Genomic DNA, 23725 nt, shown 5'->3' with positions numbered 1-23725 from the left:
CCGCCGCTGATCTTCAAAAGCAAGCTAATGAAGATCCGCTCGACTTGCATGTATTAGGCACGCCGCCAGCGTTCGTCCTGAGCCAGGATCAAACTCTCCAAGAAAGAGTATGAGTTTAGCTCATAATTTAAAACGTTGGCTCATGGTCTTCTATAATAGAAGCCATGATAAATATTGTTTGTTGACGCTTGTTTGTTTAGTTTTCAAAGAACAAGTTAGTTAGCGTGTCGCCCAGAAGTGACTTTACTAATATAACATCTGGTGTTTTTTCTGTCAACAACTTTTTGAAAAGAAATAATATTGACTGAAAAGCACTTTTAAGTTCTCAACCGTCTGCCGCGAAAATGTTTTTGCTGTGTTCCGCAGCGACTGTTATTAATATACCAAGTAATTTTTAATTGGTCAATAGCTTTCTTTATTTTTTTAGGATAATTTTTCAGTGGTTTTATAGTATCTGTGAAAAATCCCTTGTCCTTTTGTTTCCACATTGACTACATCGAGGATTTTCTTTTCTATCAAATATTCCACAAGAATACCAAGATCTACAGAGTAGGGAGCCAACTCAGTATGAGTCATCAATTCATTGAATGACCAGTGCTCTTTACTCTCCATCACCTCAAGCAAATGTTGACTGCCAACCTTCGTTCTTTTATGAATCAAGAATTCACTGGCTAGGAATAAAAGCTCCAATCGCTTTTCAATGGACTCTTCACTGCAAATCAACTCTTCATATAACTTATAGATTTCTGGTTCAATCTGTTTGACTTGATGCCACACAGTAACCTCTGGGTGGAACCCGTTTTCGATTACCGCTAGCCTTGCCAGATGATGTAATGAATGGACAACGTGATTATAGGCATCCAAATAATTAAAGTTGTCAAAGAGTACTTTGCCATCGGAATACCTTCTGATCAATTTGGCAAACTCGATGCCCATTTTGATTTTTCGGCCAAAGAAAGGAAACTCCCTGAGTTCATGCTTTAGGTTGGCAATCCGTTCATTCCTGTCAAAAACAATCTTCCCATTGTACAGCCAATCAAATATTTTTTTGTTATTGCCTATTAGCAACCAATCATTGATTTGTTTTTCTGTCACGATATGCATCGCTGCTTTTTTATCTTCATAGGAGTAATGTTTTACAAAGACTGGATCATTATTTTCTTTTACAATAATAAGTAGGATGACATCAAAAGTATCTGTGGCAGCGATGGCTTTTTGCCTCTTCTCAACCACGACTACTCCTACTGTATTAGGGTGGCTTGCGCGTTCTTGATAGATCGAACGAAGGATATCCTCCATATTAAACTCCTCCATTTGTTTGTTAGCATATATGTTCGACAATTATATAAAATCTCCTGCAATTTCTCTAGACAATTTTCGACAACAGTACTAGACTTTTTATGATTATCTTGCCGTAAATGGTATGATATAGTTAGATTTTAGGGAGGGAAATTCCAATGGCTAAGTATTCTAATAAAATTAATAAAATCCGCACCTTTGCGCTAAGCCTTATTTTCATTGGCTTCATCGTTATGTACGCAGGTATTTTCTTTCGGAACTCTCCATTGGTCATGACGATTTTCATGATTCTGGGATTGCTTTTCATTATTGCAAGCACGGTTGTTTATTTTTGGATTGGAATGTTATCGACAAAAACAGTTCAAGTAGTCTGTCCTAACTGCGGTAAATATACCAAAATGCTCGGCCGAGTGGATATTTGTATGTATTGCAATGAACATTTAACTCTTGACCCATCTCTTGAAGGCAAGGAGTTTGATGAACAATACAACCGTAAACAACAAAAATAGAACTCGGCTGAAGCCGAGTTCTATTTTTGTTGCCCAGCCTCCAAGAGCCGAGATGTAAGCGAAAAACAGTCAAAATCAAAAAAAGAAACTGATAGCTTTTGCCATCAGCAGTTAGATTTAATGCACTTCCTTTGCCGAGCAATCCGGACAAGTGCCGTAAATCTCCATTCTGTGGTTACCGACCTTAAAACCCGTTACATGGGAAGCCAAGTGTTCAACTTCGTCAAGACCGGGGTAATGGAAATCAACGATCTTCCCACATTTATCACAAATAACGTGATAATGGTGGGAAGTCACAAAGTCAAACCGACTTGAGGCATCTCCATATGTCAATTCCTTCACCAATCCAACTTCACGGAATACTCTCAAATTGTTATAAACTGTCGCTACGCTCATATTAGGGAATTTTCCTTCAAGCGCTTTATATATTTCATCAGCTGTTGGGTGCGACATTGAGTTTATCAAAAATTCGAGTATTGCATGACGTTGCGGAGTAATACGGACTCCTGTATCCTTCAAGGTATCCAGGGCTTCTTTTAACTGACTCTGTACCACCGCCATGCACCTCACTTTACTTAAAATTATCATTCTTATTTTATAATATTTATAAATAGTGTACTAATTTCATTCCACTTTTGTCAATATTGCCACATCATAAACATTTACAATCGCTGTATTTGTATCAATTTTGATGCAAGGTCTGCTCCTTTGAACCTAGATGCATGTTCACATATCTCGCTGCGACAAACAGGAAGTCAGAGAGTCGATTCAAATAAGAAAGGACAAGCGGATTAACCTCTTCGCCCAGTTCAACAGCCTGGCGCTCTGCCCTTCTCGCAACAGTCCTTGCTACATGCAGCGCCGCTCCGGCCTGATGACCTCCCGGGAGAATAAAGTTGGTCAATTGCGGAAGCGCTGAATCCCAGGCATCAATCTTCGCCTCCAGCTCTTCGATGTCTTTTTCCTCAAGAGTCCACTTCACATTTTTTCCAGATGGCGTAGCCAGTTCTGCGCCTACATGGAACAATGCAGTCTGGATTTTATGGAATATTGCCTGCATTTCTTCTTTGCCGCTGAAATACTCTCCATTCAAATAGCTAAGAGCCAGCCCGATCATTGAATTTGTTTCATCACATGTACCATAAGCTTCTACACGTTTATCATTCTTAGCGACCCTTGTTCCATAAATAAGCGACGTTGTTCCTTTATCACCTGTCTTCGTGTAAATCTTCATCTCCTAGTACCCCCTGTCCATGTCTATTACATTGAGATAATCCGAACCGTTTTTAATATATGTATGCAAGTTATGTTTAAAAATTTCAAAAGATCTTGGCAGATAGTTTTTCGTAATGCTCGAAATATGCGGCGTTACCGTAACGTTCTCCATCGTCCAGAATGGGTGGCTTTCTTTCAGTGGTTCCTCATAAAATACATCCAGATAAGCGTGTGCTATCTTTCTTTCCTGAAGTGCTGCTATTAAAACCTCATCCTTAACTAAATCCCCACGGCCAATATTAATAAAAACCGCAGTATCCTTCATTATTTCAAAATCGCTAGCATCAAGAAAATGCTTTGTTTCGCTTGTGCTTGGCATTACGGACACAATGAAATCCGCTTCCGGCATGGCCTCTCGATAGTTGTCCATCGTATATATTTCGTCAGCCCATTCAGCTTCACGGCCACTTCGGTTCACACCAATTATCTTCATATTGAAGGCCTTTGCCAGTCGAGCCACTTCTCCGCCAATTGCCCCTATACCTAGAATAAGCAATGTCTTGCCGTATAATTCTCCCATCGGCAATTTACGCTCCCATGACTTGGCTTGCTCATTAGTCCACAGTGACCTCATTTGTTTAACATGCTGGAGCATCATACCAATTGTAAATTCAGCCATCGGGATTTTATGGATACCCCTGACATTCGTTACAAGAATCCCCCGCTTCTTGCAGGCCTCGAATGGCATTCTGTCCAATCCGGCAGACATGACCATGATCCATTTTAAATTATCAGCCTTGTAAATTAGTTCTTCAGTTAAATCCTCGCCGTATGTAAGGAAAATTTCCGCGTTCAAAAAGAATTCTTCCTTGATTCCTTTATGGAATTCAAAGCCGACTTGAGGAAATTCCTTCTTCACATCTTCCTGCAAAGCCTCTGCAGGAAGAATTGAGGAGTATATTTTCATTCAGACCAAACCTTTCGTTCTATTGTCATATTAATAATTGTATTAATTTTCACTTTATTAAACAACTTACAAGCTATAAAAAATCATAAAAAAAGGCGGGCTGTTGTAGCCCGCTAAATCGTTTGAGGAGGTATGCCCTAATACAATGATATTCAGTTACAGTTAAAATGAATGGACAGTAGCCTGTATTGATAAAAATAGGCGGCAATTTTTTTAGCCTTTCACACCAAAAAACTCAGCAATTGCCTCTCGGTAAGCGTCCAACGATTGTTCGTCCTTGAAGTTTGATAACATTCCCTGGATCACTGGGATCCGCGGCGATTCCCTTTCCACTTCACTTTCAAGCACTTCCAGCGAAACATTCAAATCTTCGTTATTTTCAAGATTGGAAATCGCATGTTTCATTTTTTTGATGATCGTTTTAATATCCTGGCTATCCGCAAGGAAGTATGCCTTTGTTTTATTAATAAGTTCTTTAACTTTTTCTTCGGAGGCTATAGGATTCTCTCCCTCCAGGCCATCCACTAGTGAGTCGACTCTTCTCAGCATATATTCCACTAATTCACCAATCTTGAAGCCTTCCGGATTGAATAGCAGCAACTTCATATATGAGTTAAAAAACCCTTCAAGCATGAGAGCTAAGTCCCAAAGATGCGGTTCCGCTTTCTCTCCGTATATAGCGCGCAGACTGTTTTGATAATAAACTTGCGCTTCATAATACTTGCGGATCATCAATTCCTTTACCTCTTCATTCAAAGGAATTGCCTGCTCCCTTGATTGCATGATGATGAATTCTTTATGTTCAAGCATCGTATTGAATAACGCTGTAAGCTGCATTGTAAACTTTTCTCTTGGAGACAGTTGTTCCTGGTCATACACTTCCAGCTTCTTTTGGATATAATCAAAGTAATATTCAAGGATTGCGATCAACAAAGCATCCTTGGATTTAAAATATAAATAGAATGCCCCCTTGGAGATTCCGCTTTCTGAAACAATTTCCTGGATTGAGGTGGAAGCAAATCCTTTGGTCGCATAGAGCTTAATCGCTGCTTCGATAATTGCTTTTTCCTTTTCCTTCACCCTTAAGCCTCCCCCACTTTTAAACATACGAATGACTGACTGGTCATAGTTTTATTATCATACCCTATTATAGCTTATAACTATTTCCAATTCAGCAAAAAGACAGCCTCTCCTGGCTGTCCTCAGATTAAAGATTTTCTTTTATATATTCGAGGGCCTCTTCAACATGACCTTTTACTTTTACTTTACGCCATTCCTTAACGAGATTGCCATTCTTATCAATGATGAAGGTTGAACGTTCAATTCCCATGTATTCCTTGCCAAAATTCTTTTTCAGCTTCCAAACTTCATAATCCTCGGCAGTCTTATGGTCTACATCAGCCAAAAGCAGGAATGGCAAACCGTGCTTTTCGATGAATTTTTCATGGCGATTGATTGGGTCCGGACTGACACCAAGTACGACAGCATTCACTCCTTCGAAACTCTCATGATGATCCCTGAAATCACACGCTTCCGTTGTGCAGCCAGGAGTCATATCCTTCGGGTAAAAATACAGCACTACATTCTTCCCTGCAAAATCAGAAAGCTTGACTGTTTCACCATTGCTCGCCGGCAGTTCAAATTCCGGCGCTTTTTCTCCAATTACTAATGCCATTATGTATCCCTCCAAAATTAGATCTATTAGCTTTAGCCTATCTAATTTTGCGCTGGAATACAAATAAGACAGAATGAGAAGACGGACTTAAGACCTCTTCTGGTCAAAAACGGCCCTTGTGACAAATGCCGCCGGAATCGTATAGCCAATAAGCGCTTCCAAAACAGCGATTGCCCGTCCCAAACCAACCGGTGCAATATCACCGTAACCAACCGAAAAAAGTGTGATCGCACTAAAATACATGCTTGTGGACATTCTTTCATAGGAGGAGTTGCTCGGGCGCATGCTGATATCAGAAAGTACCCAAATACCTCTCAAGTCGAGCAGATAATACAGAAGCCCAAAACCAGCCATCACTGTTGCATAAATCAGGGCAAGCGTGACAAAATTCTCAAGTGAAACCTGTTTGCCTTTTATTTTGTGTGGGATGAACAGTGTCCTCAAACTGAATAAAATCGCCACTATTATTAAAACGATTGATATATAAAACTGCATTTACCCAGCCTCATTTCGCGCATTTCTTCTCACTTCAACTATACGCTCATAAAAATAGGAGTATGCAAGCAAGTACGATTCGTTTGATGTAATCAACAATATATTGCTGAAAGCAATATCAGCCCACTCCTGCTTTGGACTACTTCTCTCTTTTGACGCTGAGGCTGTCCGAACTTGATCCTGCTTCTGACAGCTTTTCTCCTCCCACGCCCAAACCTGTCCGAACTTGATCCTACTTCTGACAGCTTTTCTCCTCTCAGGGCCAAACCTGTCTGAAGTTACCCTTACTTCTGACAGCTTTTCTCCTCTCACGCCCAAACCTGTCTGAACCTGAAGCGACACAAAAAGACCGCAGCACGTTTATGGCTGCGGTCTTACTGGTTATATATTCAGTTCCCAGCTCCCCGGTATCTTTTCACACCTTCATTCCAGATGAAAACAGATAGGCTGAAAAACACAAGGCCAATCACTGGTGTCAAAAACGAGTAACCGTACCACTCATCACGGCCCAGGAAGTAGGCTGCCGGGTAGACTCCGACGAAAGCGAATGGCAAGATCCAGGTCAAGACAAATCGGATGACATTGTTATAAATGTCCACAGGATAGCGTCCATAGTTGCCGATATTGTACATCATCGGCATGATCGAGGTCCGCGCATCTGCCCAGAAGCTTATGCAGGCAATCATCACAAATATCCCGGCGTATACTAGGACACCACCAAGAACGAACACAACGAACAACAGTGGGTCGGACCAGCTTAACTCAAGACCGAGACGGCTTCCGGCATAAAACATGACGGCCAGCCCGGTCACTGCGCCAAACAACGACTCCAGCTCCATCCTTTCTAGAATGATCTGGAACAAGCTATGAATCGGCCTTGTCAGGATCCGGTCAAGCTCTCCTTTTACAATATACCGTTCATTGAAATCCCAGATATTGAAAAACGAGGAAAAGAGCGCATACGGCACCAGGAAAAATCCATATATAAAGATGATTTCATCACGGCTCCAGCCGTTAAGGAATTCGGTATGGTCAAAGACCACAAGGATAAAAATCAGGTTGACAGCCTGAAACAATAAATCTGAAAAAATCTCAACAATTAAATCTGCCCGGTATTCGAGCCTTGTCTTCATATACTGGGCGACATATTGAAAAAACATGCTGATGTAAAACATTCGTCACCCTCCCTGTATAATCAACTGTTTTTTTGCAATGACCCAAAGAATCTGGATGGGGATCACCAATATCAAAACCCACGCCGCCTGGAGCATAAGCCCTTCGACAACCTGGCTCCCTGTGAAGCCATTCGTAAAAATCATGCTTGGAATATAGCTGATCCCTTGGAATGGAAGGAATCTCATAACTTCCTGCGCCCATCTGGGAAAGAAGCTGATTGGAAGCAGCAAGCCTGAAAACAGGTCAATCAGGACTCGCTTGGCCCGGATAAGGCCTGTATTATTATATAGAAAGAAAGTGGTGATTCCTGTCAGCAGGTTCAATTGTGTGTTAATGAAAAAGCTGAGCACAAGCGAAATCGCGAACAATCCCCAGGTCGCGGCATCCGCTGAAAACTCCATAGGGAATATCAAGGCGACTATGACCATGCCGGGCACAGAGAAGAAGAACAGCCTGAAGATTCCTTCGCCCAGACCCTGCATCGTCTTCATTCCAAGATAGCTGTATGGCCTGATCAATTCAACAGCAACCTTCCCTTCCTTGATTTCCGTCGCCATTTCCCGGTCAATATTGTTAAAATAAAACGCCCTAGCCATCCAGGCAACTGCCACATAGGTCGTCATTTGGATGGCACTTAGGCCTTCGATTTCACTTTTTCCGCCGTAAATTGCATTCCAGAGAAAGTAATAAGCCCCGATATTGATGCTGTAAATCAAGATGCCTGTGTAGTAATTGGTCCTGTACGCCAGCATCATCAAAAACCGGATGCGGATCATTTCGATGTATTTATCCATGCTGTAACATCCCTTTATCATAGATATTGCGGATGATTTCTTCTGTTGATGGCTCATTGATCTTTACGTCCCTGACCTTATAGGCGGCAACTGTACGGGCGATTACCTGCGATACAGTTTCCTCATCATCACCTGTGACAGCGGTAAATATCTGTTTCCTTTCATCCAGCTCCCATTTGATATCAAGGTCGCGCGTCAAAGACTCAAGACGTCCGAGATCTGCTTTTTCAAGGAATTCAAAGCTGATTTCCTTTCCTTCTCCCCATTTTTCCTTCAGACTCTTCAACGCGCCATCATAGATGATATTTCCTTCATCAAGCATGATGACCCGCTCGCATAATGCCTCGATATCAGTAAGGTCATGTGTCGTTAGCAAAATCGTGGTATTGTACTTTTCATTGATTTCCTTCAGGAACTCCCTGATCTTCAGCTTCACCAGTACATCCAAACCAATCGTCGGCTCATCAAGGAAAAGAAGAGGCGGGTTATGGATCAATGCAGCCGCAAGTTCGCATCGCATCCGCTGGCCAAGCGAAAGCTTCCTTACAGGCTTATCAAGCAAAGGCTCAAGATCAAGTGTTTTAATGACATGGTCCATATGCTCGTTATACTGGGCATCTGAAACTTTATATACTTTTTTCAGCAGGCGGAAAGATTCCTGGACAGCAATGTCCCACCAGAGCTGGGAACGCTGTCCGAATACGACGCCGATTGTCTGGACAAATCTTTCCCTTTCCTTATGAGGATTCATTCCGTTTACAATGACACTCCCTGAAGTCGGGGTCAGAATCCCTGTCAGCATTTTGATTGTCGTCGATTTCCCGGCTCCATTTTCACCGATGTAGCCGACCATCTCTCCCTGTTCGACGTTAAAATTGATATCGTTCACTGCCGGTACTATTTTATAATTTCGTGTAAAAAGGTCGCGGAATGCACCCGATAAACCGGAACGGCTTGAATAAGCCTTGAATTCCTTCCGCAGCCCGTTCACTTCAATGGCGTTCATAACTACTTCCTCCTTTGGTCACTCAAACAGTTTAGCCAATCCTAACGGCTAAAACAAATGCTATGCCTGATTACCTTTGCTTGCTCATGGGTAGTTTAACCCTAAAAAGGAGGAATGTTGATTGATCAGGGAATTGCTTGTCCAAAGCCAACGTCCCTATCCTCTGCCCGACATGAACTGGGTGATGTCACAGGAATGGCATCATACTTTATTCGTTCACTGGCCAGTGCCTGCCGCTTCATTAAGGGAGCATATTCCTCAAGAGCTTGAGATCGACACTTTTGACGGCAGTGCCTGGGTCGGGATTGTCCCTTTCCAGGTCAAAAAAACCAGGGGAAGGTTTACGCCTGCCATCCCATTTTTCAGCTCCTATCTGGAAGTGAATGTAAGGACTTATGTAAAATACGGTTCAAGGGCTGGTGTGTATTTCTTTTCTCTGGATGCCAATCACTTGGTTGCAGTTCTGGGGGCAAAGGCAGTATTCGGCTTAAACTATAAACAAGCAAAAATCAACTTTCAGGAAGATGACCACTTTGAGATGGTTTCCAGTCGTTTACAGACTGCTGACGAAAACGCAAGAATGGAGCTGATATATATACCAGAAACTCAGGTATTCTTCGCAGAACCAGGGACAGTGGAGCATTGGCTTACAGAAAGATATTGTCTGTGGACAAAACGCGGCAGCAGACTCATACGCGGAGACATCCATCATACAAGATGGGAACTCCAAAGGGCCCAGGCTGAGCTCTCACATGAAATGCTCATCCCTTTTGTCCATCAAGAGTATCTAACACAACAGCCCCTTCTGCATTACTCAAAATACAAAAAGGCCTATTTCTGGCCACCCAGGCTCGAAAAGTAGCTCACGGCTTTTTGAGCTTCTTTTTTTTCGCTGAAAATGAACGAAAAGTGAAACAATCTGTAAAAACCAGAAAAAATGATAAAATAGAAAAGCAGTTACATATAGGAGGTTTTACGATGCAAAGAACAAATTCCGAGCGGATACATAGCGAAGCTCTTGAACATATCGTAGGTGGTGTCAATAGTCCATCCCGTTCATACAAGGCGGTCGGCGGCGGAGCCCCTATCGTGATGGAGCGTGCCCAGGGCGCATACTTCTGGGATGTGGATGGCAATCAATATATCGATTATTTAGCGGCGTATGGCCCGATCATTACCGGTCATGCTCACCCACATATAACTGAAGCAATCAAAAGGGCCGCAGAGACAGGCGTCCTTTACGGAACACCAACTCCGCATGAAGTCAAATTCGCCAAAATGCTGAAGGAAGCAATGCCGGCACTTGATAAAGTGCGCTTTGTCAACTCTGGGACAGAAGCAGTGATGACGACGATTCGTGTGGCACGTGCCTTCACAGGACGGGATAAAATCATCAAATTCGCAGGCTGCTACCATGGCCATTCTGACCTTGTACTAGTTGCAGCAGGCTCTGGGCCATCCACTCTTGGAACCCCAGACTCGGCCGGTGTCCCAAAGAGCATCGCACAGGAAGTCATCACCGTTCCATTCAATGATATTGAACCTTTCAAAGAAGCTCTTGAAAAATGGGGGGACCAAATCGCTGCAGTGCTTGTGGAGCCGATTGTCGGCAACTTCGGAATCGTTGAGCCTAAACCCGGCTTTTTAGAGGAAGTAAAGGAGCTCACCCATCAGGCTGGCTCGCTGATCATTTTCGATGAAGTTATCACCGCTTTCCGTTTTATGTATGGCGGAGCACAGGACATGCTGGGTATTACTCCTGACTTGACGGCTATGGGTAAAATTATTGGCGGCGGCCTGCCGATCGGTGCTTACGGCGGACGTGCTGAAATCATGGAAAAGGTTGCACCGCTTGGTCCTGCTTATCAGGCTGGAACAATGGCCGGAAACCCCGCTTCCATTCTTTCAGGCATCGCTTGCCTTGAGGTCCTTAAACAGGATGGTGTCTATGAATATCTTGACCAGCTCGGCGCTATGCTCGAGGAAGGGATCACCGCTTCAGCAAGCAAGCACGGCATTCCTATCAGCATTAATCGTCTGAAGGGTGCCCTGACCATTTATTTTACAACTGAAAAAATCGAGAATTATGAGCAGGCAGAAAACACTGACGGCGAAATGTTCGCGCGCTTCTTCAATCTGATGCTGGAGCAAGGAATCAACCTCGCACCTTCAAAATATGAAGCTTGGTTCGTGACCATCGCCCACTCCCAGGAAGATATCGAAGCAACTCTGCATGCAGTTGACCAAGCATTTTATACAATGGCTAATGAATAAATATACAACTTTTTATACATAACAGGTGCCAACTCGGTACCTGTTATTTTTATCACTCGAAATGAAACCGTTTACATTTCAAGGTGTATTTTATTAACCTCTTCCTTTCTGTAATAATCCTCCATCCAAATTAATGTATAATTAATTGATTTCTGAAAATTCTTATGATATGATTGCTATTAATATTTTAAAATTCGCCATTCAAGTGGCCGCTTAAAAATCCCTGCTTTAAATTCCCGTCTTAGGCTATACCCTCATGTACCAAGCTATCAAACAACAGATCATAGATTATTTTTTCAGGAGGTGAAACGGCTTAAAAGAACCCTTTATAAGCCGATTTTTATGAAAACACAATGGAGCCCTTCCCAATTTAGAGACTTTTCAAAATTTGAACACGATGCTTGCGGGATTGTTGCCAGCATTGAAAAGAAGAAAATTCCTACACGCGAGAATATTTTCCACTGTATCAACGGCCTGGTCACGATGAACCACCGCGCTGGTTTTATCAATGGCGAAGGAGACGGTGTTGGTGTGCATATCGACATTCCACGCACACTCTGGAAAGAAAAGCTTACTGCAGCAGGTGCAGATGTCAGTGCAGTTGATAAAGAAAACTTCGTGGTGGGACATGTTTTTATTACAAGATCTGAGCAGGCAAAAGCGATTCAGGATAAGCTTGAGGAAAAGCTTGCACAGCAGGGCATGAAGCTGATTTTTTCATCGGTGGATGTCACTGACTCCGGAGCGCTTGGCCCGATTGCGATTCAGGAGAATCCTGTATTCTGGCAGTTCGCATGTCTTGCAAACGAAGCAGGTCAGGATCTTTCCAGCAAATTGTTTAATATGATTGTAGATTTCGAGGAAAACGATCAGGTTCATGTGGCTTCCTTGAGCCAATACCACGCTGTATATAAGGTAATGGGCGCGGGAGACATCCTTCCGAAATACTATCATGACCTGGCCAGCCCTCTGGTTGCATCCACAATGACACTTGGACACAACCGCTATTCAACTAATACTCTATCAAGCTTTTTCCGTGTTCAGCCGTTCAGCGTCCTTGGCCATAACGGTGAAATTAATACAATTGCAAGACTTCGCGACGAAGCCCGTATGGTCAATGTTCCGCTCGTAAAAGACGGCAGTGACTCACAGGACCTTAGCCGTACGCTTGAAACGTTTATTTGTCGTGACGGATATTCACTGTTTGAGGCAATGGACATGATGTTCCCGCCGATCATCAACGAAATCAAAGCTTATCCGGAACATTTGCAAGATTTATATACTTATATACGCGAAGCATGGGGCCATTTTGCCCAGGGACCTGCAGGCATCATTTCACGTTTTGCTGATGAAGCGGTATTTAGTGTAGACGCACTTGGCCTGCGCCCGCTATGGATGGTAGAAACAGAAAGTTCTTACCTGTTTTCATCAGAGCCGGGAATTATCCCGTCTACCGAGTACACAGGTGAACCGAAACCTCTAGCACCTGGGGAGAAGGTTGGCCTGAAGTGGAACGGCGACACAATTGAAGTGTTTGAAATGGAGCAATTCCAGGGTGAAGTTTACAAGCGTTTTTCAGAGCGCCTTGCTTTCCAGGAAGCACGCCACCGCCTCGGGGGTCCACAGCTTGGCAAAACGGTTACAATGACATATCCGGATAAAATCCATAACGGACAATATAAAGCATTTGGCTGGGAGCGTGACCATGTTCAGCTTGTGGAGCAGATGGCTGAAAAAGGTGCGGAACCTATCCGCTCGCTTGGACACGATGCCCCTCTTGCTGCGATGAATCCAGAACGCAAGAATATCGCTGATTTTATAAAAGAAAGTGTTGCTGTCGTAACGAATCCCGCAATAGATCGCGATCGTGAAGCTGAACACTTTTCAACCCGGACTGTTCTTGGAAAGCGCCCTTCCCTTTTCGGCAAGTCCGAAACAGGTAAAGTCGTAGAATTGATCACTCCTCTTCTTGTAGAAGGAAAAGCTGGCTATGAGGTTTCACAGGAAACTGGGCAGCCAAGCATGGACCAGGTCATTCAGTGCTATCAGGATGATAAACTTGCAGCATACCTGGAAACGGTTTTCCACAATGACGAAACTGTTAAAGAAGCACTTGAAAGGCTTGCTGCTGAGGCAATAGCTGCTGTTAAGGATGGCAAAACCTTGCTTGTTCTTGATGACGCAATGGCCCACCAGGAAAATGCACTGTGGCTCGATCCGCACCTTGTCGTATCGGCGATCGACCAGGCTCTTGTAAAAGAAGGATTACGCCGCGACTGCTCTCTGTTGCTGCGTTCGGCATCATTAAGATCGCTGCATGATATCATTGTAGCGCTTGGTCTGGGTGCAGACGCAGTCAGCCCTTACTATATGTTCATGACAGTGTTAGATGAGTCAGTTAAGCCGCTCGCTAATCTATACAGTGCCTTGACTAAAGGCCTTGAAAAAGTCATTTCTACTATTGGTATCCATGAATTGCGAGGATACGGACGTTTATTCTCGGCGATCGGCCTAAACGATGAAGTAGCAGATTATTTAGTGATCGTGAACTTCTTTGGTTCCAATGAACTTGCATATAATTTTGAAGCAATGAAAGAAGATGCACTTAAGAGAGCAGAAGATTTCCAGAACGAAAAGGAACGAATCGGAAAGACATTCCATCTCTTCCCTCGTATCTGGAAGGCAATTGGCGAGGTTGCTTCTACAGGAGATTACAGTGTTTATCGAGAGAAAATTTCCGAACAGGAAGAAAGCAATCCAACAACGATCCGTCATTTAACTGGATTGAAGAAGGCCGAGACAGGAGTTTCACCTGAAGAAGTTGAGATTGGTGTAGGCGACCACAACCTGCCGTTTGTCATCGCATCGATGTCGTTCGGATCACAGAACGAAATTGCCTTCCGAGCATACGCAGAAGGCGCCGACCGCCTGAACATGGTCAGCATGAATGGTGAGGGCGGCGAAATCAAGGATATGCTTGGCAAGTACCCGCGCACCCGCGGCCAGCAGGTTGCGTCCGGACGTTTCGGAGTGAACGCTGAGTTGCTGAACTCCTCCAACCTTCTGGAAATCAAAATTGGCCAGGGCGCGAAGCCTGGTGAAGGTGGACACCTTCCTGGTTCAAAGGTAACAGCTAAAATTGCAGAAGCAAGGAATGCGACAATTGGATCGGATTTGATTTCACCATCAAATAACCATGATATCTACTCAATCGAAGACCTTGCGCAAATGATTCACGAGCTGAAGACAGCCAATGACCAGGCACGTGTTGCCGTTAAGGTCCCCGTCGTTCCGAATATCGGTACGATTGCTGTTGGTATCGCAAAAGCAGGAGCAGACGTCATAACATTGAGCGGCTTCGACGGCGGTACTGGCGCTGCCCGTATCCACGCGTTGCAGTATGTCGGCCTGCCAGCAGAAATTGGCATCAAAGCCGCACATAACGCCCTGCTTGAAGCAGGATTGCGCGACAATGTAGAGCTTTGGGCTGACGGCGGTGTTAAGAGCGCAATGGATGTTATCAAATACATGCTTCTTGGAGCAAACCGCGTTGGCTTCGGTACACTGTCCATGCTTGCCATCGGCTGCACGACTTGCCGCGGCTGCCATCTTGATACATGCCATGTCGGTATTGCGACACAAATCGATTCAGAAGCACAGGCAAAGGAACACGGATTGCGCCGTTTCGTACCGCGCCAGTTCGACCTTGCCGTACAAGGAATCATGAACTTGTTCACTGCTTTTGGCAACGAACTTAAATCCCTTGCTGCATCAGCGGGCATCAAAAACCTGCAGGAAGCAGTCGGGCGCTCAGATCTTCTGGAACAAATCAAAGGTAATGACTTGCTTGATTTAACATATTTATTGAAGCCACTCGAGATAGGCCAAATCACGCATCAAAAAGAAGCTGCCGCTTCCCTTGCTTCTGCACAGCTTCAGGTTGCTGCAGGTGCTGAATATCTTGATGCTGTCGACGAGGAGCTTCATGAGTCACGTGAATTCCAGGCCGTTACTGCTGAGCAGCGTGTGCTTGCTAGCAGGGTTTCATGCCACAGAGTTCGCGGACGTCTGGATGGTTCCTACAGAAAGCTCCAGCCAGTCTCACTCCGTTACAAAGGCTCCATCCTGGGTAACGGACTTGGGGCTTACAACACGGACGGCATCAACATTGAAATTGATGGCGGCGGCCAAGACGGAGTCGGCAAGACTTCATTCGGCGGTGCAATTTTAATCGCAAAATCACCTGGCAAGGACGGTGGATTCTACAACGGTTCTGTCGGTAAAGGATTTGGCTATGGTGCACAGAAAGGCTTGCTCGTAGCACAGGGCAATGCAGATGCTCGTGCCGGAATCCGTTTATCAGGTGCCGATATGATCATCGGCGGTCAGGTGAAAAAGCCTATTCCTAAAAAAGAATTCGGGAATCTTGGAACAAACGCCAATATCAAAGGCTTTGCTTTTGAATATATGACAAACGGCCGAGGACTTGTTCTCGGCGATCCAGGACCTTGGATTTGCGCAGGAATGACAGGCGGTGTCGTTTACCTTAGACACCAGCCGGAGATGGGACTGACAAAAGAAGCCATCGCCCGCCGAGTCGCCAAAGGCGCCAAGGTTTCCATCGAGACACTATCAGCAAAAGGCATCAAAGATGTAAAAGAATTACTGGCCAACTACATTGAAATGGTTAAAAGCCATGGCCAGGAAAGTGAAGCTGCTGACCTCGCCCTTCTACTGGAACATCCTGAGGATCACTTCATCCAAGTCGTTCCTGTTAAAGAGCAGGCAGACCCGGCAGTATCAACAGAATGATTTGAAGTTAGTGGCCCCGCTGGAACGGGGCCATTTTATTTTTCTTTTTGATAATTTGGTATGATTCTTAATAAGTAACCTTGAGTGGAATTTAATTAGATTTCAAGTAGTATAGGCAGATTCTATAAACCCGAATTGAGGCTTGATCTTGAAAAAGGGCTCATAGACAGATTCTATAAGCCCAAATTGGGGTCTGATCATGAAATAGGGCTTATAGACAGATTCTATAAGCCCGAATTGGGGTCTGATCATGAAATAGGGCCTATAGACAGATTCTATAAGCCCGAATTGAGGTCTGATCATGTAAAAGGGCTCATAGACAGATTCTATAAGACAAAATGAATATATTCCCGCTGTTCAAGAATATCCTTCAATAATTCCGGAATAAGTGGACTTCCAGTCTAATAGACTTGTAACCACTTACATTTAAAACAGGCTTGTTTTTCGTTAAATTGTCGCTTGAACTTATTGGATTTCCGTTGTATAGTACATAATTGTTTAGTTTTAAACAAAATGGTTTAAAGTATTAATTAATGAATGAGATTTTCTGTCTCTGAATGAAAGGAATTCACTTCCCATGAAACTTGGTGCCCGCATACTGAAAACGGGAATTGCCATTACACTTGCATTATTTTTATCGCATATTTTTGATCTTCCATCTCCGGTATTTGCCGGGATTGCTGCGATTTTTGCCCTGCAGCCAACTGTATACCGCTCTTATCAATCGATTATTGAACATATCCAGGGCAATCTGATCGGAGCCGCTACCGCTGTTTTATTCGTTATGGCGTTCGGCAACAGCATTTTCATTATCGGCCTTGCCGCAGTACTTGTTATTACTTTAAACCTTAAGCTGAAACTGGGAAACACAATATCGCTTTCTCTTGTCACCTTGATTGCGATTATGGAGACACCTGGCGATGATTTCATCCAGTTCGCGCTGATCCGGTTCTCGACAATCATGCTTGGGGTTGTATCGGCTTTCATTGTGAACCTTGTGTTCCTGCCGCCAAAGTATGAAAATAAGTTGTATTACAAGAGTTCTATTTTATCAGAGGAAATTACGAAGTGGATCAGGCTGAGCACACGTCACGCTTCCGAGCATCAGCTCCTGAAGGCTGATATCGAAAAACTCCGCGAGGGCATCATCAAGCTGGATCAGCTATATATGATGTATAAGGAAGAACGGGATTATTTTAAAAATAATCCACTTGCTAAATCACGAAAGCTTGTCATTTACAGGCAAATGATCAATACGGTAAAAAAGTCACTCGAAACCTTAAAAAGACTTCACCGCTATGAGAATGAATTCAATCAGCTTCCTGTTGAATTCCAGGAAGTAATCCAGCATCAGCTGGATTGCCTGATTAATCACCATGAGCAGGTGATGCTTAAGTACGTCGGCAAGGTAAGACCTGAAGCATCCTATATTGAGGGTGAGGTCTGCCTGAACAAGAAGGAGCTGTTTGAATTATTTTTAGCTCAAAGAAATGAACTTGCTCAAACGAACAGCCAAATGCTCTACCATGTCATGCAGCTTGTTTCAATCATCATGGAATATGGCGAGCAGGTCGAGCACCTGGATACCCTCGTAACCAGCTTCCAGTCCTACCATAAAGATGATAGCAATGTAACTATTGAACAAAATACGGAAATTTAAAAGCAGCTGGTTTATCAGCTGCTTTTTTTCATACCCATATATCAAGTTAACTTTTCATTCTAGGATCCAATGCATCTCTGAGTCCATCGCCCATTAGGTTAAAGCCCAATACGGTCAACATGATTGCCAGGCCAGGGAAAATCATAGTCCACGGTGCCTGGATCATGAACTGCTTAGCGTCAGCAAGCATCTTGCCCCATTCCGGATTTGGCGCCTCAGCTCCAAGGCCGAGGAATCCAAGAGCGGCAGCTTCAATGATAGCCGTGGCAATCGCCAGTGTGCCCTGTACGATGATTGGCGCCATACTGTTAGGAAGGATGTGCTGGAACAATATCCTGCTGTCTCTCATCCCAACCGCCTTGGCGGCCATAATGTATTCCTCTTCTTTTACGCTTAGGACCCTTGAACGAATCAACCTCCCGAAATTCGGAATATTGATGATGGCAATCGCAATCAACGCATTTCGTAGTGAAGGCCCTAGAACAGCAACAATCGCGATGGCCAGAAGAATACTTGGAAAAGCGAGCATAATATCAAATATCCTTGAAATGATTGTATCGACCCATCTGCCATAGTATCCAGCAAGAATTCCCAACAGACAGCCGACAACGATTGAACCCATTACCGCAAAGGTCCCTACCCATAAGGAAATCCTAGCACCATATATAACTCTGGATAAGATATCTCGTCCAAAATCATCTGTGCCAAGCCAGTGGTCAGCTGAAGGAGCCTGAAGACGGACCTCCATTTTCTGATCATTGATCCCTTCTGGCGCGATCAAAGGTGCGAATACTGCCAGCAAGATAAAAAACAAGACGATGGCTGTTCCAACGAGAGCCAATTTATTTTTCTTGAAGCTATACCATGCTTCTGCCCAGGGAGACGCCACTTTTTCCTCTACCTGCACGGTTGGCGGCATTTGTTTTTGAGTTGATATCTCCATCTGCTCTCTCCCCTTCCATCAACGGTATTTGATCCGTGGATCAATTGCTGCATAAAGTAAATCAACTACTAGATTGATAAGTACAAAGATCAGGGCAATAATCAGGATTCCTGACTGGATAACAGGATAATCACGATAATTGATTGCCTCGTAAATATATCGGCCAATACCCGGCCAACTGAAGATTGTCTCAGTCAGGATCGCCCCGCCAAGCAATAGTCCTGTCTGCAAGCCTATGATAGTCAAAACAGGGATGATAGCATTTTTAAGGGAATGCTTATAAACAACCCAGAACATGCTCAAACCCTTTGCCCTTGCAGTCCTGATAAAATCAGACCTCATCACCTCTAGCATTGTAGAACGAGTAATCCTCGCAATGATAGCCATCGGGATTGTCGCCAGAGCCATCGCCGGCAGCACCAGATGTTTCAGGACGTCAATAAACTGGTCTGTACGCCCCTGGATCAAGGTATCAATGATATAAAAGTTCGTAATTGCCTCAACTGGATTCCGTACTTCTTCACGCCCGGAAGTAGGCAGGATATCAAGGTTGATGGCGAACAGCCACTGTTCCATCAAACCGAGCCAGAAAATCGGCATCGATACACCGACAAGTGCCAGGACCATCGCGCCGTAATCAAACCAGGAATTTTGGAACCATGCACTGACAATTCCGGCATTGACTCCTATGATAATCGCAATTAACATCGCAACAAAAGACAGTTCCATCGTTGCAGCAAGATACGGCCATATTTCAGTGCTGATCGCTGACTTTGTCCTTAGAGATTCCCCTAGATCGCCCGTCAGCAGACCTCCAAGATATGTAAAATATTGTACATACCAAGGCTGGTCAAGCCCCAGTTCTCTCGTTAAATCCGCAATTGCTTCTTTAGTCGCCAGCTGCCCGAGAATGACTTGGGCGGGATCCCCAGGGATTGCTCTGATCATAAAAAATACAATAAGTGAAAGACCCAAAAGTACAGGAATTAGTGAAAATATCCTTCTGATAGAATAGGCAAACACCTTCCCACCTCTTTTCTTGATGAAAAGCGTAAGCGCCTTGGTCTGGCTAGGCGCTAAAGCTAGACATTACTCAAATTGAAATATACTATCTGTTTTAATTAAAATTTTCATTGATATTGTGTTTTCATTTTTCAAAAGAAAAGGGAGAATGCATATGTTCTCCCTTTTCCAGATGCATTATTTTTTGAATTCAACGGTTGCAAGCAGGTCAGATCCTGTTGGATGTGCCTTGAAGCCAGTTACGTCTGCTCTTCCTGCAAGGGCAGGCTCAGAGTGTACAAGCGGAATCCAAGGAGCATCTTCCTTAATTAACAATTGAGCTTCTTTATACAGTTTTTCACGTTCAGCCTGGTCATTTGTAGACTGAGCCTTGATGAACAGATCATGTACTTCCTGGTTAGCGTAGCGTGCGTAGTTATTGCTGTCGATGTTATCCTGGTCTAAAAGGACATACAGGAAGTTATCAGCGTCACCATTGTCACCAGTCCAGCCGAGCAAGAATGTATCTGCTTCACCCATACGTGCTTTCTCAAGATATGTTGCCCACTCATAAGAAACGATTTTTGCTTTTACGCCAACTTCAGCAAAGTCTTTCTGAAGCGCTTCAGCAACTTTCTTTCCGTCTGGCATATAAGGTCTTGCAACTGGCATTGCCCATAGTTCCATTTCAAAACCATCTTCATATCCAGCTTCCTTAAGAAGTTCCTTTGCCTTCTCTGGGTCGTATTCATAAGCTTCTACATCATCGTTGTAGCCAGCTACCGATTTCGGCATTGGGTTTTTCGCAGGCTCAGCAGCACCAGCATAGAAAGCATCGATGAGCGCTTGCTTATTGACCGCATAGTTCAATGCCTGACGAACCTTTTTGTCTTTCATTGGCCCGCGTTCGTTATTCAATCCCAGGTAAGCAACGTTCAGAGAAGGACGGTAGAAGGTTTGCAAGTCTGCATTTCCTTCAATCGCTTCAACATCACTGAAGTTTACTCCATCGATAATGTCTACCTCACCAGTATTCAATGCATTCAAACGTGCAGAATTTTCAGGAATGACACGGAAAATGACTTCATCAAGCTTAGGAAGCCCTTCTTCCCAATAATCTTCATTTTTCACAAGCGTTACCCTGTCATTACGCTTCCATTCCTTGAATTTGAATGGTCCAGTACCTACTGGATTTTCAATGAACTTATCACCATACTTCTCGATTGCAGCAGGGCTTGCAATCCCGAATGGAGACATGGCAAGGTTTTTATAGAATGGAGCAAGAATACGGTTCAATGTGAATTCAACTGTATGCTCATCTACTGCCTTAACTTCCTTGATTACGTCACCAAATTGCGAGTTATAGTAATAGAATTGTTCTTTATTACCGGCTTTCCAGCGCTCGAAGTTGAAGACTACAGCCTCGGCGTTGAAATCAGTGCCGTCATGGAATTTAACACCTTTACGCAATTTTAATGTGTGCTTCAGGCCATCTGGAGATTCTTCCCAGCTTTCGGCAAGGCCCGGGTGGATTTCTGTATCCTGCTCACCAAACTCGATGAGAGTTTCGTAGATGTTCTTTGTTACTTTGAAAGCTTCACCTTCAGTTGTTACAGCTGGATCAAGCGATGTTGAATCACCGCCGCGCCCAAATACAAGAGTTCCGCCAGACGATGAACCGCCGTCAGAACCAGACTCCCCGCCCGTTTTCTTGCCGCCGGATTCATTATTACAGCCGGCAAGCCCCAGGCTAAGGATAAGGATAAAAGCAAAAAACATTAATCCAAAACGCCTTTTCATATTCTTCCCCCTTGTTTTTTCGAACTGGTTTTATATATCCAGTCCATAATATCTATCATCTATGCTGTTTATCCTGCACACATTCCTATCTGGAATATAGATGACAGGCAGCAAAATGACCAGGTTCAATTTCCTTTAATACAGGTCTATCAGTCTTGCAAATATCCATACATTCCTTGCATCTTGTATGGAAGGCACATCCCTGTGGCGGATTCGCCGGGCTAGGAATATCCCCTGTCAGCAGCTCCTGGTCCCTTTTCACATCAGGATCCGGGATTGGTACCGCTGAAAGCAAGGCCCTCGTATACGGATGGAGCGGTTTTCCATACAGCTTATCAGCTTCGGTGATTTCTACGAGTCTTCCTAAATACATGACTCCAACCCTGTCACTGATATGTCTTACAACTCCAAGGTCATGGGCTATGAATATATAAGTCAACTGGAATTCCTTTTGCAAGTCCTCCAGAAGATTCAATACTTGTGATTGAATGGAAACATCAAGTGCAGATACAGGTTCATCAGCTATAATCAGCTTCGGCCTTGTCATTAATGCCCGGGCGATTCCAATCCGCTGGCGCTGTCCGCCGCTGAACTGATGTGGATACCTTTTGGCGTGGTAGCTGCTGAGACCGACCACCTCAAGCATTTCCTTAACCATCTGCTTGCGTTCTTTCTTGTTTCCGATTCCATGGACAATCAACGGTTCCTCAAGGATTTTCTCGACTGTATGCCGAGGATTCAGTGATGCAAAAGGATCCTGGAAGACCATTTGCATATCCTTTCGCGCCTTGCGCATATCGTTGTCCGAGAGAGTGACAAGATCCTTTCCTTCAAAAACGACTTGCCCTTCTGTCGGGTCGATCAGGCGCATCAGCATTCTTCCTGTCGTTGATTTGCCGCAACCTGACTCGCCAACAAGCCCAAGTGTTTCACCCTTGTTCACCCAAAAGCTGATATCATCAACAGCTTTCACAGCACCCGTCTGTTTGCCAAGGATACCCCCAGTAATAGGAAAATATTTTTTTAATCCATCAACTTTTAACAGTACTTCTGTCATTGGCTACTCCCTCCTTCTCATGCAGCAGGCAGCGAACGGTATGGCCTGGCCTGCCAGTTTCATAGAGTTCAGGATCTTCGCTCAGGCATCTGTCCATGACAAATTCGCATCTTGCCGCGAACCTGCAACCAACCTTAATCGAACCTGGCTTTGGCACGTTACCGGGAATGGAGTATAAGCGCTCCTGTTTATCCCTGATATCAGGAATCGATTTAAGTAATCCGAGAGTATAAGGGTGCTTCGGGTTTTTGAAGATATCTTCTACAAGCCCTTCCTCGACGATTTTCCCTGCATACATAACAACGACACGCTGGCAAACCTCTGCGACAACTCCAAGGTCATGGGTGATCATGATAATAGCCGTATCAAGCTTTTCGTTCAAATCTTTCATTAGCGCAAGAATTTGCGCCTGGATGGTCACATCAAGCGCCGTTGTCGGTTCATCAGCAATCAGCACCCGCGGGTGGCAGCTCAGAGCCATTGCAATCATAACCCTCTGCCTCATTCCTCCTGAAAGCTGATGAGGATATTCCTTGATGATTTGTTCTGCTCTTGGCAGCCCGACAAGCTTCAGCATCTCCACAGCCTGCTGATAAGCAGCCTTTTTGCCCAGCTTCTTATGTATTTTCAAAGCTTCAACGAGCTGTTCGCCAATTGTGAATAACGGGTTCAACGATGTCATCGGTTCCTGAAAAATCATCGCGACATCATTTCCGCGGATTTCCCGCATTCTTCTTTCCGAAGCGTGAACCAGGTCTTCACCATTGAGAAGGATTTCTCCACCAGCAATTTTTCCTGGAGGCTGGGGTATCAGCTTCATGATTGATAATGAAGTCACGCTCTTTCCGCTCCCCGATTCACCGACTATCCCAAGGATTTCTCCTTTGTTAACTGAAAAGCTGACATCATCTACTGCTGGAACCTCACCATCGTTTGTGATAAATGATGTCTTTAAATTCTTCACCTCTAAAACCGGAGCATGTACCACTTTTCTACTCCTTTCTATTACCGAAATATTATTGTTGAATAAAATTACTTATG

Annotated in this window: 21 protein-coding genes and 1 rRNA gene; 5 read left to right on the top strand and 17 right to left on the bottom strand. The window is 44.2% G+C overall.

Annotated features, from left to right (window positions below):
* Nucleotides 1-104, bottom strand: a 16S ribosomal RNA gene (locus ACH0QE_RS01890); the annotation flags it as partial.
* Nucleotides 105-423: 319 nt separating this feature from the next.
* The gene (locus ACH0QE_RS01885; protein WP_415799048.1) at nt 424-1299 is read right to left on the bottom strand and encodes a nucleotidyltransferase-like protein; all 876 of its coding nucleotides are present in this window, start codon (nt 1297-1299) and stop codon (nt 424-426) included.
* A 158-nt stretch (nt 1300-1457) separates the two neighbouring features.
* Here ACH0QE_RS01885 and ACH0QE_RS01880 point away from each other — a divergent pair, with 158 nt between their 5' ends.
* On the top strand, nt 1458-1808 hold the full coding sequence (locus tag ACH0QE_RS01880) for a YgzB family protein (RefSeq protein WP_415799047.1): 351 nt from the start codon (nt 1458-1460) through the stop codon (nt 1806-1808).
* A 117-nt stretch (nt 1809-1925) separates the two neighbouring features.
* On the opposite strand, the gene perR is transcribed toward ACH0QE_RS01880, so the two are convergent.
* The 10 genes from perR to ACH0QE_RS01830 all read right to left on the bottom strand — a co-directional run bounded on the left by perR (nt 1926) and on the right by ACH0QE_RS01830 (nt 9136).
* The gene (gene perR / locus ACH0QE_RS01875) at nt 1926-2369 is read right to left on the bottom strand and encodes a peroxide-responsive transcriptional repressor PerR (protein WP_041967611.1); all 444 of its coding nucleotides are present in this window, start codon (nt 2367-2369) and stop codon (nt 1926-1928) included.
* Between the two features lie 121 nt (nt 2370-2490).
* Nucleotides 2491-3042: a cob(I)yrinic acid a,c-diamide adenosyltransferase gene (locus ACH0QE_RS01870; protein WP_415799046.1), complete on the bottom strand. Its 552-nt coding sequence runs from the start codon at nt 3040-3042 to the stop codon at nt 2491-2493.
* 3 nt (nt 3043-3045) lie between these two features.
* Nucleotides 3046-3990 carry a D-2-hydroxyacid dehydrogenase gene (locus ACH0QE_RS01865; protein ID WP_415799045.1) on the bottom strand — a complete coding sequence of 315 codons (945 nt, stop codon included), beginning with the start codon at nt 3988-3990 and terminating at the stop codon, nt 3046-3048.
* A 213-nt stretch (nt 3991-4203) separates the two neighbouring features.
* Nucleotides 4204-5070 (bottom strand): TetR/AcrR family transcriptional regulator, encoded by an 867-nt coding sequence (locus tag ACH0QE_RS01860; protein ID WP_415799044.1) that lies wholly within the window; start codon nt 5068-5070, stop codon nt 4204-4206.
* Between the two features lie 127 nt (nt 5071-5197).
* Nucleotides 5198-5665 (bottom strand): thioredoxin-dependent thiol peroxidase, encoded by a 468-nt coding sequence (bcp, locus tag ACH0QE_RS01855; protein WP_415799043.1) that lies wholly within the window; start codon nt 5663-5665, stop codon nt 5198-5200.
* Between the two features lie 87 nt (nt 5666-5752).
* Nucleotides 5753-6160 (bottom strand): potassium channel family protein, encoded by a 408-nt coding sequence (locus tag ACH0QE_RS01850; RefSeq protein WP_415799042.1) that lies wholly within the window; start codon nt 6158-6160, stop codon nt 5753-5755.
* A complete protein-coding gene (locus tag ACH0QE_RS01845; RefSeq protein ID WP_415799041.1) occupies nt 6161-6472 on the bottom strand; it encodes a hypothetical protein in 312 nt (103 codons plus the stop codon).
* Nucleotides 6473-6549: 77 nt separating this feature from the next.
* Nucleotides 6550-7335 (bottom strand): ABC transporter permease, encoded by a 786-nt coding sequence (locus ACH0QE_RS01840; RefSeq protein ID WP_415799040.1) that lies wholly within the window; start codon nt 7333-7335, stop codon nt 6550-6552.
* Between the two features lie 3 nt (nt 7336-7338).
* Nucleotides 7339-8130, bottom strand: coding sequence for an ABC transporter permease (locus ACH0QE_RS01835; protein ID WP_415799039.1), 792 nt, complete (start codon nt 8128-8130; stop codon nt 7339-7341).
* The gene (locus tag ACH0QE_RS01830; protein ID WP_415799038.1) at nt 8123-9136 is read right to left on the bottom strand and encodes an ABC transporter ATP-binding protein; all 1014 of its coding nucleotides are present in this window, start codon (nt 9134-9136) and stop codon (nt 8123-8125) included. The genes ACH0QE_RS01835 and ACH0QE_RS01830 overlap by 8 nt, the downstream gene beginning before the upstream one ends.
* A gap of 121 nt (nt 9137-9257) precedes the next feature.
* On the opposite strand from ACH0QE_RS01830, the gene ACH0QE_RS01825 reads away from it, so the two are divergent.
* The 4 genes from ACH0QE_RS01825 (at nt 9258) to ACH0QE_RS01810 (ending at nt 17882) form a co-directional block, all read left to right on the top strand.
* Complete coding sequence (locus ACH0QE_RS01825; protein ID WP_415799037.1) at nt 9258-9998, top strand: YqjF family protein; 741 nt, start codon at nt 9258-9260, stop codon at nt 9996-9998.
* A gap of 116 nt (nt 9999-10114) precedes the next feature.
* The gene (locus ACH0QE_RS01820; protein ID WP_415799036.1) at nt 10115-11410 is read left to right on the top strand and encodes a glutamate-1-semialdehyde 2,1-aminomutase; all 1296 of its coding nucleotides are present in this window, start codon (nt 10115-10117) and stop codon (nt 11408-11410) included.
* 342 nt (nt 11411-11752) lie between these two features.
* On the top strand, nt 11753-16222 hold the full coding sequence (locus ACH0QE_RS01815) for a glutamate synthase-related protein (RefSeq protein WP_415799035.1): 4470 nt from the start codon (nt 11753-11755) through the stop codon (nt 16220-16222).
* 577 nt (nt 16223-16799) lie between these two features.
* On the top strand, nt 16800-17882 hold the full coding sequence (locus tag ACH0QE_RS01810; RefSeq protein ID WP_415799034.1) for an FUSC family protein: 1083 nt from the start codon (nt 16800-16802) through the stop codon (nt 17880-17882).
* Nucleotides 17883-17928: 46 nt separating this feature from the next.
* On the opposite strand, the gene ACH0QE_RS01805 is transcribed toward ACH0QE_RS01810, so the two are convergent.
* The 5 genes from ACH0QE_RS01805 to ACH0QE_RS01785 form a co-directional block, all read right to left on the bottom strand.
* Entirely contained in the window at nt 17929-18825 is an 897-nt protein-coding gene (locus ACH0QE_RS01805; RefSeq protein WP_415799033.1) for an ABC transporter permease, read from the bottom strand.
* A gap of 18 nt (nt 18826-18843) precedes the next feature.
* The gene (locus ACH0QE_RS01800) at nt 18844-19848 is read right to left on the bottom strand and encodes an ABC transporter permease (protein ID WP_415799032.1); all 1005 of its coding nucleotides are present in this window, start codon (nt 19846-19848) and stop codon (nt 18844-18846) included.
* 177 nt (nt 19849-20025) lie between these two features.
* Complete coding sequence (locus tag ACH0QE_RS01795; protein ID WP_415799031.1) at nt 20026-21627, bottom strand: ABC transporter substrate-binding protein; 1602 nt, start codon at nt 21625-21627, stop codon at nt 20026-20028.
* A gap of 85 nt (nt 21628-21712) precedes the next feature.
* Nucleotides 21713-22684, bottom strand: a complete 972-nt coding sequence (locus tag ACH0QE_RS01790; protein ID WP_415799030.1) for an ABC transporter ATP-binding protein — start codon at nt 22682-22684, stop codon at nt 21713-21715.
* Nucleotides 22659-23672, bottom strand: a complete 1014-nt coding sequence (locus ACH0QE_RS01785; protein WP_415799029.1) for an ABC transporter ATP-binding protein — start codon at nt 23670-23672, stop codon at nt 22659-22661. The genes ACH0QE_RS01790 and ACH0QE_RS01785 overlap by 26 nt, the downstream gene beginning before the upstream one ends.
* Nucleotides 23673-23725: the final 53 nt, after the last annotated feature.

The sequence above is a fragment of the Mesobacillus sp. genome (assembly GCF_047739415.1).
Taxonomy (GTDB): Bacteria; Bacillota; Bacilli; order Bacillales; family Cytobacillaceae; genus Mesobacillus.
Note: the sequence above shows the minus strand (reverse complement) of the source record. Positions and strands in the feature narration are given on the sequence as shown.